General features: G+C 40.5%; 17 protein-coding genes and 1 pseudogene. 8 read left to right on the top strand and 10 right to left on the bottom strand.

Translation table 11 applies throughout. The features are described 5' to 3' along the window. Positions 1 to 7: 7 nt before the first annotated feature. Positions 8 to 1,066, bottom strand: a complete 1,059-nt coding sequence (locus I6N90_RS16230) for an LCP family protein (protein ID WP_197936683.1) — start codon at positions 1,064 to 1,066, stop codon at positions 8 to 10. A 205-nt stretch (positions 1,067 to 1,271) separates the two neighbouring features. Here I6N90_RS16230 and I6N90_RS16225 point away from each other — a divergent pair, with 205 nt between their 5' ends. Next, the gene (locus I6N90_RS16225) at positions 1,272 to 1,625 is read left to right on the top strand and encodes a DUF4870 domain-containing protein (protein ID WP_197936682.1); all 354 of its coding nucleotides are present in this window, start codon (positions 1,272 to 1,274) and stop codon (positions 1,623 to 1,625) included. A 106-nt stretch (positions 1,626 to 1,731) separates the two neighbouring features. Here I6N90_RS16225 and mnhG read toward each other — a convergent pair whose 3' ends face one another. The 6 genes and pseudogenes from mnhG to I6N90_RS16195 form a co-directional block, all read right to left on the bottom strand. Further along, positions 1,732 to 2,109 carry a monovalent cation/H(+) antiporter subunit G gene (mnhG, locus tag I6N90_RS16220; protein ID WP_197937169.1) on the bottom strand — a complete coding sequence of 126 codons (378 nt, stop codon included), beginning with the start codon at positions 2,107 to 2,109 and terminating at the stop codon, positions 1,732 to 1,734. After that, positions 2,090 to 2,383 carry a Na(+)/H(+) antiporter subunit F1 gene (locus tag I6N90_RS16215; RefSeq protein ID WP_197937171.1) on the bottom strand — a complete coding sequence of 98 codons (294 nt, stop codon included), beginning with the start codon at positions 2,381 to 2,383 and terminating at the stop codon, positions 2,090 to 2,092. Before I6N90_RS16215 ends, mnhG begins: the two co-directional genes overlap by 20 nt. Beyond that, positions 2,380 to 2,712: pseudogene (locus tag I6N90_RS16210) on the bottom strand (Na+/H+ antiporter subunit E); the annotation flags it as partial. The pseudogene I6N90_RS16210 and the gene I6N90_RS16215, both read right to left, overlap by 4 nt. A gap of 11 nt (positions 2,713 to 2,723) precedes the next feature. Further along, a complete protein-coding gene (locus I6N90_RS16205) occupies positions 2,724 to 4,250 on the bottom strand; it encodes a Na+/H+ antiporter subunit D (RefSeq protein ID WP_197936680.1) in 1,527 nt (508 codons plus the stop codon). Next, positions 4,243 to 4,581 carry a Na(+)/H(+) antiporter subunit C gene (locus tag I6N90_RS16200; protein ID WP_197936679.1) on the bottom strand — a complete coding sequence of 113 codons (339 nt, stop codon included), beginning with the start codon at positions 4,579 to 4,581 and terminating at the stop codon, positions 4,243 to 4,245. Before I6N90_RS16200 ends, I6N90_RS16205 begins: the two co-directional genes overlap by 8 nt. A gap of 1 nt (position 4,582) precedes the next feature. Next, positions 4,583 to 7,459: a Na+/H+ antiporter subunit A gene (locus I6N90_RS16195; protein WP_197936678.1), complete on the bottom strand. Its 2,877-nt coding sequence runs from the start codon at positions 7,457 to 7,459 to the stop codon at positions 4,583 to 4,585. A 295-nt stretch (positions 7,460 to 7,754) separates the two neighbouring features. Between I6N90_RS16195 and I6N90_RS16190 the strand changes: the two genes are divergently transcribed. The 4 genes from I6N90_RS16190 to I6N90_RS16175 all read left to right on the top strand — a co-directional run bounded on the left by I6N90_RS16190 (position 7,755) and on the right by I6N90_RS16175 (position 11,406). Next, positions 7,755 to 8,018, top strand: coding sequence for a hypothetical protein (locus I6N90_RS16190; RefSeq protein WP_197936677.1), 264 nt, complete (start codon positions 7,755 to 7,757; stop codon positions 8,016 to 8,018). A gap of 84 nt (positions 8,019 to 8,102) precedes the next feature. Then, positions 8,103 to 8,765, top strand: a complete 663-nt coding sequence (locus I6N90_RS16185) for a potassium channel family protein (protein WP_197936676.1) — start codon at positions 8,103 to 8,105, stop codon at positions 8,763 to 8,765. Next, the gene (locus tag I6N90_RS16180; RefSeq protein WP_197936675.1) at positions 8,752 to 10,143 is read left to right on the top strand and encodes a TrkH family potassium uptake protein; all 1,392 of its coding nucleotides are present in this window, start codon (positions 8,752 to 8,754) and stop codon (positions 10,141 to 10,143) included. Before I6N90_RS16185 ends, I6N90_RS16180 begins: the two co-directional genes overlap by 14 nt. Positions 10,144 to 10,407: 264 nt before the next feature. Continuing rightward, the gene (locus I6N90_RS16175; protein ID WP_197936674.1) at positions 10,408 to 11,406 is read left to right on the top strand and encodes an NAD(P)/FAD-dependent oxidoreductase; all 999 of its coding nucleotides are present in this window, start codon (positions 10,408 to 10,410) and stop codon (positions 11,404 to 11,406) included. Between the two features lie 51 nt (positions 11,407 to 11,457). On the opposite strand, the gene I6N90_RS16170 is transcribed toward I6N90_RS16175, so the two are convergent. From I6N90_RS16170 to I6N90_RS16160, 3 genes are all read right to left on the bottom strand, one after another. After that, positions 11,458 to 12,102: a helix-turn-helix transcriptional regulator gene (locus I6N90_RS16170; RefSeq protein ID WP_332262466.1), complete on the bottom strand. Its 645-nt coding sequence runs from the start codon at positions 12,100 to 12,102 to the stop codon at positions 11,458 to 11,460. A gap of 148 nt (positions 12,103 to 12,250) precedes the next feature. Next, positions 12,251 to 12,790 (bottom strand): NADPH-dependent FMN reductase, encoded by a 540-nt coding sequence (locus I6N90_RS16165; RefSeq protein WP_197937166.1) that lies wholly within the window; start codon positions 12,788 to 12,790, stop codon positions 12,251 to 12,253. A gap of 22 nt (positions 12,791 to 12,812) precedes the next feature. Next, on the bottom strand, positions 12,813 to 12,965 hold the full coding sequence (locus I6N90_RS16160) for a riboflavin kinase (RefSeq protein ID WP_197936673.1): 153 nt from the start codon (positions 12,963 to 12,965) through the stop codon (positions 12,813 to 12,815). 171 nt (positions 12,966 to 13,136) lie between these two features. Between I6N90_RS16160 and I6N90_RS16155 the strand changes: the two genes are divergently transcribed. The 3 genes from I6N90_RS16155 to I6N90_RS16145 all read left to right on the top strand — a co-directional run bounded on the left by I6N90_RS16155 (position 13,137) and on the right by I6N90_RS16145 (position 15,012). Beyond that, positions 13,137 to 13,748, top strand: coding sequence for a superoxide dismutase (locus I6N90_RS16155; protein ID WP_232243061.1), 612 nt, complete (start codon positions 13,137 to 13,139; stop codon positions 13,746 to 13,748). Positions 13,749 to 13,768: 20 nt separating this feature from the next. Further along, a complete protein-coding gene (locus tag I6N90_RS16150; protein ID WP_197936672.1) occupies positions 13,769 to 14,125 on the top strand; it encodes a HesB/IscA family protein in 357 nt (118 codons plus the stop codon). A 233-nt stretch (positions 14,126 to 14,358) separates the two neighbouring features. Next, positions 14,359 to 15,012 carry a hypothetical protein gene (locus I6N90_RS16145; protein ID WP_232243060.1) on the top strand — a complete coding sequence of 218 codons (654 nt, stop codon included), beginning with the start codon at positions 14,359 to 14,361 and terminating at the stop codon, positions 15,010 to 15,012. Positions 15,013 to 15,031 lie beyond the last annotated feature (19 nt).

Here is a 15,031-nt window from a genome sequence, read left to right as displayed (position 1 = left end):
CTTTCATTCACTCCGTTCTATTCTCGAGCGATGAAGTCCCAACAGAGAGAGATTTCGTTTCTTTCCCCTTCTCCTCCGCATATTTTGGAGGCATAATGAGACTTGCCGTCGGTGTTTCCGCATCCAACCAATTGTCAATCATATCTTGAACGTTTTTCAAATCCTTCTCATCAGCTAGGTAATACCATAACCCGTTATCGAAGCGTTCACCTCTGCCATCTAGTGTATGGCTGTACATTTTGCGCTCTTTCGTTTGCAACATACCTTGAGCAAGATCAATCATCTTGCCTGGTCGCATATCTGTAGTGAAGTTTTCCCCCATAATTTCGATCATTTGAGGAATCTTCGTCCATTGCTTCATACCTGTCGCTTTATCTATCATAGCAGAAATGAACTGCTGATGTCGCTCTGTTCGATTCATATCTCCGCCTGCATCTTCACGGTATCTGACGAAATTAAGCGCGTCTTTACCATTGTATAGACTTTGACCGCCTTTTATAACAAACTTTTCGTGATTATAGTTATCATTCACCATATCTTCTTTAATCGGCAGCGCTATTCCACCCATTGCATCGATTACATCTCGGAAACCTTCGAAGTTAATCGTTGCATAATAATTAACAGGAGCATCAAATAGCTGCTCTACCGTATCCATCGTCATAGCTGCTCTGCCGAAAGCGTATGAATGGTTGATTTTATCTTTATGTTTACGCCCTGCAATATCTACATATAAGTCCCGTGGAATAGAAACAAGCAACATATTGCCGTCGCTAGGTCTAACTACTGTATAAATCATCGTATCTGATCTACCAACCTCATTTTTACGTTGGTCTATACCCATTAGCAACATGGAGAAAGGTTGCTCTTTCGTCAAATCGACACCTACATGTTTCGGATCGCGACCTTCCGCAGGCTTATAGCTCGTTTCTAACTTCTTTTCAAATCCATCTTGTAGAAACCAATCGAATCCCGTCATCGCAAGTGCATTTCTATTGAAATATACTGCTGTAAAAATAACTAACAACGCTGCGCTTATTATATATAATCGTTTATATTTTTTCTTCATTCTTGTTCCTCCTATATCATTCTTTGAAACTCTTTCTTCGACGCTTCCTCCATTCTAGACGAATTATACATCCAACTGGTTACAGCAATATGACAAAATGTTAGTTCCAAATGTGGGAATTTCGTCAAAATAATTGGAATATTTCCTTTTTTGAAAGCATACACTCTATGAAAAAAACAAACGAAGAAAGGATGATACTCCTCTTATGCAGCCTATACACGTCAATCCCGATCCATCTTCAACTGGTCTAGACCCAAAAGTTGCTGGTCTTCTTTGTTACTTGTTAGGTTTCATTACTGGCATCATTTTTTTGGTTATTGAGAAAAAGAGCAGCTTCGTTAAATTTCATGCGATGCAATCCATAGTCGTATTTGCATTAATTATTGTAGTGAGCTTAGTACTCGGAATCATTCCCGTAATCGGCTTGTTAGTCTCACTTGTCATTACACCACTTGCCTTTATTCTTTGGATCGCACTTATGCTTCTCGCCTTGCAGGGCAAACGATTTAAGCTGCCTATTATCGGTGATTGGGTTGAGGGACAAGCCCGCAACTTTTAATGATGAAACCACACTACGATATACACCATTTTGGGCAAAATAAAACGAACCGATCGAGCGCTTAGCTCCAATCGGTTCGTTTATTTGTTTTTATGTGACGTGAATGTTAATTTTTCGTCTTTTTGTGCTCTCCCCGCTCGCGTTTCAGCGCTTCCTTCCAATCGTCACGAACGCTACCCTTCCATAACGATACACCCGATCGATAAGCAGCCCTTCCGTTCAAATGTCCTGCAACCGGTGCCGTAATAAAGACGAATAGGATTCCGAGAAGCAACTTAATGCTGAAATGATCTTCGTATATCCAGAAATAGAGGAAAGCGCCGAACAATATGAATAAAACACCTAACGTCGCACTTTTTGTTGCGGCATGGGATCTCAAATAGAAGTCAGGCAGTCGTATAAGACCGAAAACGCTAAGTGCGCATATGAGTGATCCTAACAGTACAATGACCCCAAGCGTCAATTCAATGATCACGCTTATCATCTCCGGTTTCAAGGACTACACCTCTTTCAATATATCGTGCGAATGCCGTCGTTCCGATAAAAGTTAATATGCCGATCAATAATATGATGTCAAAAAAGGCTTGCGTGCGAAGCAACATTCCGATAATCGCAATGATCGCAAGGAGCAAAACACCAATCGTATCGAGTGCAGCGATCCGGTCAGGAATCGATGGACCGATAAGGAGCCGGAACATACAGCCAAGCATCGAAAGTGACAATATTACTAATGAGGCAACTAATAGTGCTGACATTATGCTCTCGTCACCTCCATAATGGCTCTTTCGAACGATCCTTTAATCTGACTAGCAAGTAGTTCAGCATCTTCAATATCCATCGCGTGAATATACAACGTTTCTCCATCGCTGGATACATCCAGCGTTAGTGTGCCTGGCGTAAGGCAGATGAGACACGATAGTAGCGTGATTTCCCAATTGGTCTTAAGCTCTGTCTTCATTGCGAAGATACCAGGACGAATCGAAAGCTTCGGTTTAATAATTTGAACAATTACGGCGTAGCTCGATAGAAAAAGCTCCTTATTAAATAAGACAAACAGCTTTATAATCGGCCAAATTTTTTTGATATAAGTCATCTCATCTACTCCTTTAGTACAGCATCGATATAGATGGTGGGATCAAAGAGCGTGTTTCCGGCAACTTGAACGAAGGAGTAGATCCACTCCGCTCCTATACCCATAAAGATGACAATAGCTAGCAATCCCGCTCCCGGTAGAAGTAGTCCCGTAATTCCTGCTTGCCGAACTTTAACTTGATCTTCAGCTTGAGGAAGTTTTCCTCCTTCACCACTATGATTCTGTACACTCCGCTCTTCGCCAAAAAATGCCGCCATAAAAATACGAATCAAAGAATATAGCACGATAAAGCTTGAAGCTAACGATATAGCCACCAATACATATTTTTCAGCTGCAATGCCGCCCCTTATGATCATTAGTTTGCCTGCAAAGCCACTTAGCGGCGGAATACCGGCAATGGCTAACGCTGTAACGAAGAACATCCAGCCAAGATACGGATATCGCTTAATCAAACCGCCCATATCCTCCAGTTTGTTCGAACCCGCCTTAGCGATAATGATGCCTCCGAGTATAAAGAGTAATGCCTTAGCAACCATGTCATGCAATAGATAGAAAACTGCCCCATCGAAAGCATCTTTATTTGCAGCCGCTAGTCCGAAAGCAATAAATCCTACACTAATAATGACATTGTAGTTCAGAATCCGTGGAATATCCTTATAAGCTAAAGCGCCGATTGCACCTAGTACCATCGTTGCTCCTGCCATCCAGCCAATCCAGCTATGAGTTATATGCTGATCGTGATAGAAAATAAGTGTAAATGTACGCAATAACGCATAAAGCCCTACCTTTGTTAAAAGCGCTCCAAATATTGCTGTAATCGCTGTTGGAGGTGCACTATAAGAACCTGGCAACCAGAAAAATAGAAATAGTCCGGCTTTAAGCGCAAATACGATCATAAACAACATGGCGATAACGTTAAGTACGCCCCCTTGTCCCGCTTCCGCAACCTTTACAGCTAGATCTGCCATATTTAACGCCCCAGTCACGCCATAAAGATAAGCAACTGCTGCTACAAATAGCGCGGACGATAAGATGTTAATGAGAATATATTTAAGCGATTCCCGAAGCTGTAGTCTCGTACCCCCAAGCACGATCAGTGCATAAGAAGAAATGAGCATGACTTCGAAACAGACGAACAGGTTGAATATATCGCCAGTCAAGAACGAACCACTTACTCCGACAAGCAGAAATTGAAATAGCGGGTAATAATAATGGCGCTCCCGTTCAGTATCGATACTTCTGAAAGAATAAAACAAACAAAACGATCCAATAATAGCCGTCGTCAGAACAAGCACCGCAGCAAGCATATCCGCTACAAACACAATGCCATACGGCGGCACCCAGCCACTCATATACAACGTTTGGATACCATCTGTTTTCACTTGATACAAGATCAATCCGGCAACTGCCACATTCAATAGACTACTAATCGCACTAATCCATCTCTGGATGATAATGCGTTCTTTTAGAAATACGAGCAGAACAGCCGTACACAAAGGGATTAGAAGCGGCAAAACGAGTAAATTATTCATCTTCTTTCCCCCTTAACTGCTCCATATCGTCCGTTCCAAGCTTTTGATAAGCCTTATAAGCAAGAACGAAGAAGAAGGAAGTTACTCCAAAGCTAATAACGATTGAGGTCAAGATTAGTGCTTGAGGCAACGGATCAACGTAAGATTCTGCCTTCTCCCCCAGTAAAGGTGCTGCACCCGTCTTAAGCCGCGACATCGTTAGTAGCAATAAGTGCACTCCATGAGTCAGGAATGATGTTCCCAAAATAATACGGAGCAAGCTCTTCGATAAGATGAGGTATACCCCTACCGTAAACAATACGCCGATCGCTAAGGACATATAGAGTTCCATTCTATTGATCCCTCCCAATCGTAAAGATAATCGTCATCGTTACACCGATGACCGTTAAATAAACGCCAAGGTCAAACAAGGTCGCTGTCGCAAGCTCCAGCTCGCCAAGCAATGGTATTTGGAAATAGTCGAACGCATGGCTTAAGAACGGCGCATCGAATACGAATGAGCCCATACCAGTCAGTAAGGCTATAGCTATCCCAACTGCCGTCAACGCTCTAAAGTTAATCGGAATAAGACGGTGCACTGACTCCATACCGAATGACATTGCCATTAGCAGAAGCGCTGATGAAGCCATCAATGCGCCAATAAAGCCGCCGCCAGGGTTATGATGCCCCATGTATAACAGGTAGAGCGAGAAACACAATATAATAACAATGGCGATCTTAGCTACCGTTTGCAAAATAACGTCATTGCTCTTTGAGCCATAAATCGAATCCACAATCTCTGTTGCTCTAGGCGTCAATGCACCCTCCACTTCGTCGCCCTTCAGCTTCACTCTAATAAGAGCATAAATACCGAAAGATGCGACACCGAGAACTACGATTTCCAGCATCGTATCGAAGCCACGGAAGTCAACAAGGATGACATTAACGACGTTTTTACCGCCCGCTAGCTTATAACTATTTTCCAGGAAATAATGAGAAATAGATTCAAAGGAACGGCTGCTGCTCGCACTTAATGCGATTAACGTCATGACCGTACCTACACTTAGCGCGATGATCAAATTTCCTAGCTTAAAGCGCAAAGCTACTATTTCTTTCTTCAACTTAGGTAGGTGGTAGAAACAGAGTAGGAACAACGCCACAGAAACTGTCTCCACAATCATCTGAGTAAGGGCAAGATCAGGCGCACGGAAGATGACGAAAAACAATGTAACCATATATCCCGATACACCCGTCAAGATGATCGCCATCAATCGTGAATTGGCGAACGGTACAGCAATAGCAGACAAAATCAATGCAATAATAAGGATACCCTCATAAAATGAAGTGTCTGCAAAACCAGTCGTGTCCAGATAGAATCCACCTTGAGTGAACATCGTCACACTAATTGCTACGACTAGGAAAACAAAGATATAGATCAAATAGTGACGAATCGATCCCGTCATATAGCGCCCAGTGAGCGATTTAGACCCTCGATCCATTAACTTTAAGCCAACGTCATAGCTTTTATTAAGCGACACACTACTAAACAACGGCGAATGTAATAAAGCTACTTTACGGTGCACAAGGAACAGAGTGATACCGATTAATACAACACCTATCGTCATGAATATTTCCATCTTCCATCCATGCCACATTTCTATGTGAACAAGGAATTGCTCGCCCGGACCTAATAAATTCGGATGAACAGCCGCCATCGCAGGTTCGATAAGCGAATACGAAAGAATATTTGGGAATAGCCCAAATACGACCGCTAAGGAAGCTAATACAATTGGAGAAAGCAACATACCCATTGGTGCTTCATGTGGTTTTTTGGCTAACTTCTCGAATTGGGGCTTGCCGCCAAATGTCCGGAACACAAGCAACATGCTGTATACGAAAGTAAATATGCTTGCAATCCAAGCCACTATTGGGAACAACGGACCCCAAGTGTCCATACTAAACACATTCATCTCTGTAATGTTGAGTACCGCAGTAAAGAACATCTCTTTACTGAGGAAGCCGTTAAACGGCGGAATACCCGCCATCGAGAACGAACCGATAACTGCGATTGTAAACGTAATCGGCATAACAGCCATTAAGCCGCCGAGTTTCCTTATATCACGTGTACCTGTCTCATGATCGACGATACCGACAACCATAAACAACGCACCTTTGAATATCGCATGGTTAATCAGATGAAAGATAGCCGCCAAAGTCGCTTTACTATAAAAGTCTGCTTGATCTGTTCCTACATATAGAGAGGCAGCGGAACCGAGTCCGAACAAACTCATAATAAGACCAAGTTGGCTTATCGTAGAAAATGCGAGCATAGCTTTTAGATCGAGCTGTTTCATCGCACGATACGAACCGTAGATCAGAGTCAACAATCCTATTCCTGATACAAGCCATAACCAGAGCGCTTCTCCTGCAAAGATCGGGCTCATACGCGCAACCAAATAGATTCCCGCCTTTACCATCGTTGCGGAATGAAGATACGCACTTACAGGTGTTGGAGCCTCCATCGCATCCGGCAACCAAATATGGAATGGGAATTGAGCAGATTTCGTAAAAGCACCTAAAAGAACTAGTACCATCGCAGGAATGAACAAGCCGTGCTGAGCAATTGCAGCACCTTCGCTAATCATCTCTCTAATGCTGAATGTACCTGAAATGACATATAGCATAGCGAAACCTGCAAACATCGCGAGTCCACCACTAACCGTAATAACTAATGATTTTAACGCCCCGTATCTGGACTTCTCCCTCTCATGCCAAAACGCAATAAGCAAGAACGAAGAAATACTCGTAAGTTCCCAGAAGCCGTATAGCACCATTACATTATCGGATAGTACAAGCCCTAGCATAGCACCCATAAATAACATCAGATAAACGTAGAAATGTTGTAGCTTTTCCTTCGTCTTATCGAGGTAAAAGATTGAATACAGAATAACAAGCGACCCGATTCCCGATATTAAGAGTGAAAAGAGTAGCCCAAGCCCATCAGCGTAAACTTGAACATTTATACCAAGCGATGGTATCCAAGGAATTGAGGCATACAATCCTCCTTCTTCTTTAATCGTTGGAATTAAACTAAGCATATAGGCGAATACAACTACAGGTGCAGGCAAAATAAACCAACCCGTATGAACCCGTGGCATAAGCTTATGCAGTAACGGCACTCCAATAGCGAATAAAAAAGGTAAAATAATGACGAGATGAAGCAAAGACACAGATGCTACCTCCTATAACGTAATCCATATTTCAACAACAGTATTTCCCAAATATAAGCGATACAAGCATCGAGAAAAAAAGAGACCGTTTACAACTTTTTACTTCGAAAGCCCAAAAAAACGCAAAAAGAGCCCGCTGTTGGCAGGCTCCTCCGATAAAGATTAATATGATATTAGCGTTAAAATCTAGTCAATTATATCGTTCAACAGGTGAATTGTCAAAATAAATCAGGCGTTCGCAAGAATGAAATGACGCTCGAAAGGGGATTACTCTTTAACAAAGGAGTGATTTCTCATGCTGCGAACAAAGATCGCAATTAGTATATTTATTTTCCTCTTTATAGTCGGTCTTGGACTCATGCTCCATACTGAAATGCAGCAAAAACGGCTTACCTACTTTATGTGGCCTCCTGTTACAGATAGCTCATTTCGTATGAAAAAGACCGAGTCATACCATATGAATAGGAGTATCGAGCAGTACTCACCATTTTTACCTCGTGAATATGTGAAAATCATTCATAAAAATATCGAACAAGAGCAGATATTCTTTGACAAATAACGTATAGTCTCCTATCATGTAACACATCAAAGCAATTACTATTATTACGTGTATTTATCCCTACTCTTATCAGGATGTGATCCTATGAAAAAACAGTTTATCGTCATCGGTCTAGGGCGATTTGGCTCTAGTTTAACACGAACATTAATTGAGAACGGTCACGAAGTGCTGGCCGTTGATAAAAGCGAACAATTAGTACAAGAAATGTCCTCTATCGCAACGCATACCCTTCAAGCTGATTGTACGGATGAGCAAGTGCTCCGAGAGCTTGGTGCAGGCAACTTCACACATGCAATTGTAGCTATCGGTGAAGATTTACAAGCTAGCATTCTTACAACTCTTCTATTAAAAGAATTGAAGGTTCCTAAAGTTACAGCAAAAGCTCGTAACGAAATGCATGGCAAAGTGCTAGAGAAGATCGGAGCAGATACCGTCATTTACCCTGAACGTGATATGGGTATTAGGCTCGGTAATCAGCTTAGCTCTGATAACCTCATTGACTATATCGAATTGTCACCTGACTACAATTTGTCAGAGATTTTAGCTCCACCTGCTATGAATGGACTTAGTTTGAAGAACCTTAATATTAGAGCCAGATACGGCTGTACGATTATGGCAATCAAGACTGGCCAAGATATCAATATTTCACCTAAAGCAGATGATGTCATTCATACTGGTGATATCCTACTTATTATAGGAAGCAATGATGATATCCGCGAACTAGAGGATGATTATGAACGCAATTAGTCATCATAAACGTAAGAAGCAATCCTTATTAGAATCCATAGTCACTAAATTAAAAAATAAAATAAGCCCACCTCAGCTCATAACTATCGTTTTCTTTATCCTGATCTGGGTTGGAGCTATTTTGCTCAACATGCCGTTTTCCGCCAGCAGTGGTGAATCTGTAGGTTTGCTTAACGCCTTATTCACTTCCGTTTCTGCTGTATGTGTAAACGGTCTTGTTGTTGTGGACACAGGATCAGTCTATTCCACTGCTGGGCAAGTCATCATTATGATCCTTATCCAAATCGGTGGGATTGGCTTCATGACACTCGGCGTTATGGTCGCCATTCTACTCGGTAAGAAAATCGGACTAAGGCAGCGGTTAATTATTCAGCAAACTACTCAGTCAACATCGGCGCAGGGACTCGTTCGACTATCGCTTTATGTGGTTCTTATTGTGTTCGTATTAGAATCGCTGGCCACACTTATTTTGACACTCCACTGGAAAGACGAAATGGGGCTTGGTCAGGCTGCTTATTACGCCTTGTTCCACTCTATATCATCATTCAACAATGCTGGATTTGCCTTATGGCCGGATGGATTAAGCCAATTTGTAGGCGATCCTGTCGTCAACTTCACCATCATTATTCTGTTTGTTGTCGGTGGACTTGGTTATATTGTTATCGTTGATATTCTCCGGAAACGATCGTGGAAGAAACTTTCTCTCCATTCCAAGGTCGTATTGTTAGCTTCAGCTATTCTAGGACTAATAGGATTTATATTGTTATTTCTTCTAGAAAGCTGGAATAGCGCGACCTATGGACATTTGAGCTTATGGGAACGTATTATGGCATCCATCTTCCAAAGCTTTACACCGCGAAGTGCTGGCTATAATACCATTGATATTGGAAGTATGCTCGCTGTCTCCCAATTTGTGCTCATCATATTGATGTTTATCGGAGCTGCTTCAGGCGGAACCGGAGGCGGTATCAAAACGAACACACTAGTTATATTGATATTGGCTACAATTACAACCTTCCGTGGCGGCGGACAGATTCATGCGTTTCAGCGTAAAATATCTCAGGAAAGCGTCATGCGTGCACTTGCGGTAGTCATGAGCTCATTAGCTTTTGTATTAATCGTAACCTTCCTGCTCACTTTAACTGAAAATGTAGCAGAAGATAACTTCCTAGCCGTGTTATTCGAAGCTACTTCTGCCTTCAGTACAACAGGCCTATCTGTAGGACTTACAGCTGACTTATCACCAGCAGGCAAAATTATCGTTATCATAACGATGTTTATCGGACGTCTTGGTCCACTTACACTCGCATTTGCCTTGACGCAAAATAAGAAAACGAACAAAATCGGCTACCCAGAAGATCATATTTTAGTTGGGTAAACGATACACCAATACACTTTCTAAGCACATTGGCGCTGACTCATCGGTAGATTAATCTACTTGTGAATCAGCGCTTTTTTGGGGGTCCTTTAATCCCTCGGTTGGATGCACAAGGCAATACCGTTACCAAACTTAATTGGGGTACCATCACGATGAATCTTGGTTGTTAGAACGATCAATGAGCACATTGACACTCTGTTCATTCTAAGATAATGTTATTATACATTAATATATAATATATATAATTAAGGGAGACAACTGTTTATGACAACCAAGCAACTAGATCGAATAACAGATATAACCATTATTGGTGGTGGTCCTGCTGGGATGTTCGCAGCCTTTTATGCGGGTATGCGTCAAGCAAGTGTCAAAATTATTGATAGTATGCCTGAGCTTGGCGGTCAGCCCATCGCTCTTTATCCGGAAAAGTACATATATGATATTGCCGGATTTCCTAAAGTAACAGCAGCACAGCTTATTCATAATTTAACAGAACAGATGAGCCTATTCCCAGTACAAGTTTGCTTAGAGGAAAAGGTTCAACAAGTAATCAAAAAGGATGAACGTCACTTCGAAATCGTGACGGATAAAGCTACTCATTATAGTAAGTCCGTCATTATTACTGGAGGCGTTGGAGCTTTTGAACCACGTCGGTTAGATCTTACAGAGGCTAGTCGTTTTGAAAAAACAAACCTTCATTACTTTGTTAAAGATCTAAACCATTATGCAGGACAACGAGTTGTCATCAACGGTGGTGGTGATTCTGCTGTAGATTGGGCACTTATGCTCGAGCCTATCGCCAAAGAGGTCACTCTCATTCATAGACGAGACAAGTTCCGCGCTCATGAGCATAGTGTAGAGAATTTAATGAAATCTAAGGTTAATATCGTGACACCAGCTGAAATTACCGAACTTCATGGTGAAGAACAAATTGAGGAAATTACGATTACTTTTAATAAAACAGGTGAGACAAAAAATCTTCCTTGTGATGCACTTATCGTAAATTTTGGCTTTATTTCATCTCTTGGGCCTATATCAGAATGGGGTTTTGAGGTTCAAAATGGATCTATTATTGTTGATACTCGAATGGAGACTACTATTCCTGGCATATTTGCAGCTGGTGATATTACGACCTACCCTGGAAAACTGAAGCTTATAGCTGTCGGTTTTGGAGAAGCACCTACTGCAATCAATAATGCTAAAGTGTATATAGATCCTACTGCTAAACTTTCACCAGGACATAGTAGTAATATGAAGTTATAAATCAACTTGGTTAGACAAAAATAGCGAGACGCCGCTGGTGTCTCGCTATTTTTACTCTTTTCTTTTTTTGATGGAATAGGTGCATCTTTGTCCACCTTTGGCAAGACAATCTGTTCTCGAAACTTCCGCATCCCCTAACAAAGATTCAAACAGCTCTAGTTCGTATTGGCAAGCATGCTGATATTTTACTGCAACCTGCTCAATCGGACAGTTATGCTCTTTGATCAAATACTCTTCTTCATTGACCTGCTCCCACTGGGCCATATACCCGTTCTCATTTTGAATGTCTGCAAGCGTTGCTACTCGATCAGAAATCTCTTTCCCTTGCATGCTTGCGTCGTATTTTTTAAGCATTTTATTTTTACGCCCTTCAAAGAGCTTTTCAACCGCATCTTCACCAAAATGATCCTCAAGCTCACCTAATAACTCTAATGTTAAAGTATGATACTTTCGTGGAAAGAAGCCCTCTGCTTGCTCGGTTAGCGTGTACACTGCAGTCGGCCTACCCATAGATTGTCTTATCGTTTTAGGAGTAATGAGGTTATCTTTTTCTAAAGATTGAATATGCCTTCTAACAGCCATAACTGTTATGCCAAGTTCATCTGTAAGATCCTTTGTACTTAAAGCGCCCTTCGTTTTAAGAAGCTGCAAAATATACTCTCTTGTCGAAAGCTGCTCTTGTTCTATCATTGCCATCTATAATCACCATCCTGAACAATCATTTCTATCTGTTTTACTATAAATGAATACTGTAATCATAACATTTTCATAGTATATTGTCTTATCAAGCGATTCAATAAAAGTGCTAACGAAAACAAAACTATTTTTCGTTAGCACTTTTCATTTAGCGATTAGTTAAAGAGTTTTGAAGAAATACCATCTCTTCAGCTAATTTCTTAATTCGTCTGTAATAATCAGGATTAGATATTTCTTTATTTTCATCAAACAAATCATTATGCACAAAAACATTGCCGACAGGTACCGTAGCTTTTAAAAAAGTTAAAATAGGCTTTAACTGATGTTCTGCAACAAGAAAATGCTTGTCTGATCCACCTAAAGTTACTATACCCGCTACCTTTTCTTTAAATGCATTCATTGGTAAATGATCTAATACATTTTTTAAAGCCCCTGTTATCGAGGCTTGGTATATTGGAGTTCCAATCACGAGTAAATCTGCGAATAATAGCTTATTTACTACTTCTATCGTGTCTTTATTATAGTATTGAAGGGGTGTCCCCCGTACAAAATCTATGTCATAATCTTTGAGATCTACCAGCTCCGTCTGTATGTCTGGTTGAATATCTTTTGCACAAATCAATATATCATGAACTACCTTAGCTGTTTTTGAACCTGCTAAAGCCCCTGATAACCCTACTAGTTTCATCTCTGTATCATTCCTTCCCTTACTATTTGCTTGCATCAAAGTATGCTCTGGCTTGAAGCTCGTCAAGCTTCATTTGTTCCACCAATGGGTCCAGTCCGAAAAACTTTAGTTCTGGACGAAGATAACGAAGGGGTTGATCTTTCGGTGGCTTTGATGAAATCTCGATGTACTCCATTATATCCCCTCTTCGATCTTAACAATTTGATCCCTGATATCTTCATTATGAAGAGACTATAAAACGTTTGTCAACAAATATTATACTTTTTATATATTTATGTTGAATATGTTTCTAGAGTGGAGTATATTGAATATGAAAGCACACTATTTATCTAATGGAGGAATTATTATGTCACATAAATTACCTGAATTGCCTTATGCAAAAAATGCTCTTGAACCTCATATTGATGCTTTGACTATGGAAATTCATCATGATCGTCATCACAATACTTACGTAACAAACCTTAACGTTGCTTTGGAATCAGCGCCTGAGCTTCAATCCAAATCCGTTGAAGATCTTATAGCTAACCTTGATAGCGTTCCTGAAGCAATCCGTACTGCTGTTCGCAACAATGGTGGCGGGCACGCTAACCATAGCTTATTCTGGGAAACAATCGGACCTAATGCTGGTGGCACTCCAACTGGTGCACTTGCAGCAGCAATCGATCACAAATTCGGTAGTTTCGATAACTTCAAAGCTGAATTTGCTAAAGCAGCAACAACTCGTTTTGGTAGCGGTTGGGCATTCCTAGCTATCGCTAATGGAGAAATCGAAGTTTATAGCTTGCCCAATCAGGATAGTCCAATAATGGAAGGTAAAACCCCTATTCTAGGTCTTGATGTTTGGGAGCACGCTTACTACCTGAACTACCAAAACAAACGCCCTGACTACATCGCAGCTTTCTGGAATGTTGTTAATTGGAACGAAGTTAGTAACCGTTACGAAGCTGAAATTAAGTAGTAAGTAGAGGTGAATACAAGATGATTGAAATAAGCGACAAGGCAAAATCGATCATAGATCAAATGATTATCGAAAATAACGACAAAAACCTATTTCTTAGAGTTGGAATAGACGATGGTGGTTGTAGCGGATTGTCCTATAATATCAAATTAGATGATTCCATTTCAGAGTTTGATAAATTCACTCAAAATGACAATTTTAAAGTTGTTTGGGACAATCGTACTGAAGAGTATTTAGAGGGTATAACAATTGACTATATGAATCAAGGAATGACCGGTGGCTTTACTATTGATAATCCAAATGCCAAAGCTACTTGTGGTTGTGGAGCTAGCTTTAGAACGGCTACTTTTAAAGGTACTCGCAAAAAATGTGATTAACAAATCGACATAAAAAGATCGCTATTCATCTAAAACTGAATAAGCGATCTTTTTTATACTCATAAAATTGATTCAATTCGTTTTGTATCATTTTTTTCGATAGTTGCTAAACCATGAATAGCAGTTTTTTCAAACATCCTCGTTTCATTAACGAAAACATTTATCCACTTGCAACAAAAATAAAATTGTATACGTCATACTATTATAACAATTTTTAGAAATAGGTGGTGGACATGATGATCAAACTTATTCGATTGATTTCCATTTTAGTTGTCAGCATAAGTCTAATTACAGCTTGTACAAACAATTCTACGGATAATTCCCCAAAAGAATCCAATAACAATCCTTCTCCCGCAGAGTCATTAATCACTACCCCGAAGATGACCCCAAGTCCAACACCAGCTACAGCCAGTCCTTCACCAGAATCACCTAGTCCTATTCCTTCAGCTACAGTGCAATTAACGAATATAGAAGAATATGATGGCACAGAGGTTAAAAAAATTACGATTCAAGGAAAAGAGGAATCCTCTCAATGGATGCGATCAACTTACAGTGATCTTGGATTTTATATGCCTCCCCAGATGAAACAAGTCAAAATCTATGAAGGCATTACTTATAAGTTACAAAGTGGCACTTCAGAATTTCTTATTTTAACTGAAGATCACTTAGCTTTACCTGAAAAACCTATATGGGATGAAGAACTAGTACAATACAAAGAATACGCTGGAAGTAAAGATGAGGGTGGTAGGTGGAGTGATTATTTCAAAGTTGAATACAAAGAATCAGCATATACTGTGATGCTTTCCTTTCGGGATGATGAACTGAAAGAGGCTAGACCTATATTTTTAGATGTGATGAAAGGTATTAAGTACGAGCCATTAAAATAGGAACTCAACCAAAAAAGGA

It is taken from the genome of Paenibacillus sp. GSMTC-2017 (assembly GCF_016019935.1).
Classification (GTDB): Bacteria; Bacillota; Bacilli; order Paenibacillales; family Paenibacillaceae; genus Pristimantibacillus.
Note: the sequence above shows the minus strand (reverse complement) of the source record. Positions and strands in the feature narration are given on the sequence as shown.

Excerpts from the sequence above, each read along its gene's own strand:
- I6N90_RS16145 (WP_232243060.1), top strand. The coding sequence starts at position 14,359 with ATGATGATCAAACTTATTCGATTGATTTCCATTTTAGTTGTCAGCATA.
- I6N90_RS16185 (WP_197936676.1), top strand. The coding sequence starts at position 8,103 with ATGAAAAAACAGTTTATCGTCATCGGTCTAGGGCGATTTGGCTCTAGT.
- I6N90_RS16230 (WP_197936683.1), bottom strand. The coding sequence starts at position 1,066 with ATGAAGAAAAAATATAAACGATTATATATAATAAGCGCAGCGTTGTTA.
- I6N90_RS16225 (WP_197936682.1), top strand. The coding sequence starts at position 1,272 with ATGCAGCCTATACACGTCAATCCCGATCCATCTTCAACTGGTCTAGAC.
- I6N90_RS16190 (WP_197936677.1), top strand. The coding sequence starts at position 7,755 with ATGCTGCGAACAAAGATCGCAATTAGTATATTTATTTTCCTCTTTATA.
- I6N90_RS16205 (WP_197936680.1), bottom strand. The coding sequence starts at position 4,250 with ATGAATAATTTACTCGTTTTGCCGCTTCTAATCCCTTTGTGTACGGCT.
- I6N90_RS16175 (WP_197936674.1), top strand. The coding sequence starts at position 10,408 with ATGACAACCAAGCAACTAGATCGAATAACAGATATAACCATTATTGGT.
- I6N90_RS16160 (WP_197936673.1), bottom strand. The coding sequence starts at position 12,965 with ATGGAGTACATCGAGATTTCATCAAAGCCACCGAAAGATCAACCCCTT.
- I6N90_RS16170 (WP_332262466.1), bottom strand. The coding sequence starts at position 12,102 with ATGGCAATGATAGAACAAGAGCAGCTTTCGACAAGAGAGTATATTTTG.
- mnhG (WP_197937169.1), bottom strand. The coding sequence starts at position 2,109 with ATGATAAGCGTGATCATTGAATTGACGCTTGGGGTCATTGTACTGTTA.
- I6N90_RS16165 (WP_197937166.1), bottom strand. The coding sequence starts at position 12,790 with ATGAAACTAGTAGGGTTATCAGGGGCTTTAGCAGGTTCAAAAACAGCT.
- I6N90_RS16180 (WP_197936675.1), top strand. The coding sequence starts at position 8,752 with ATGAACGCAATTAGTCATCATAAACGTAAGAAGCAATCCTTATTAGAA.
- I6N90_RS16200 (WP_197936679.1), bottom strand. The coding sequence starts at position 4,581 with ATGGAACTCTATATGTCCTTAGCGATCGGCGTATTGTTTACGGTAGGG.
- I6N90_RS16150 (WP_197936672.1), top strand. The coding sequence starts at position 13,769 with ATGATTGAAATAAGCGACAAGGCAAAATCGATCATAGATCAAATGATT.
- I6N90_RS16155 (WP_232243061.1), top strand. The coding sequence starts at position 13,137 with ATGTCACATAAATTACCTGAATTGCCTTATGCAAAAAATGCTCTTGAA.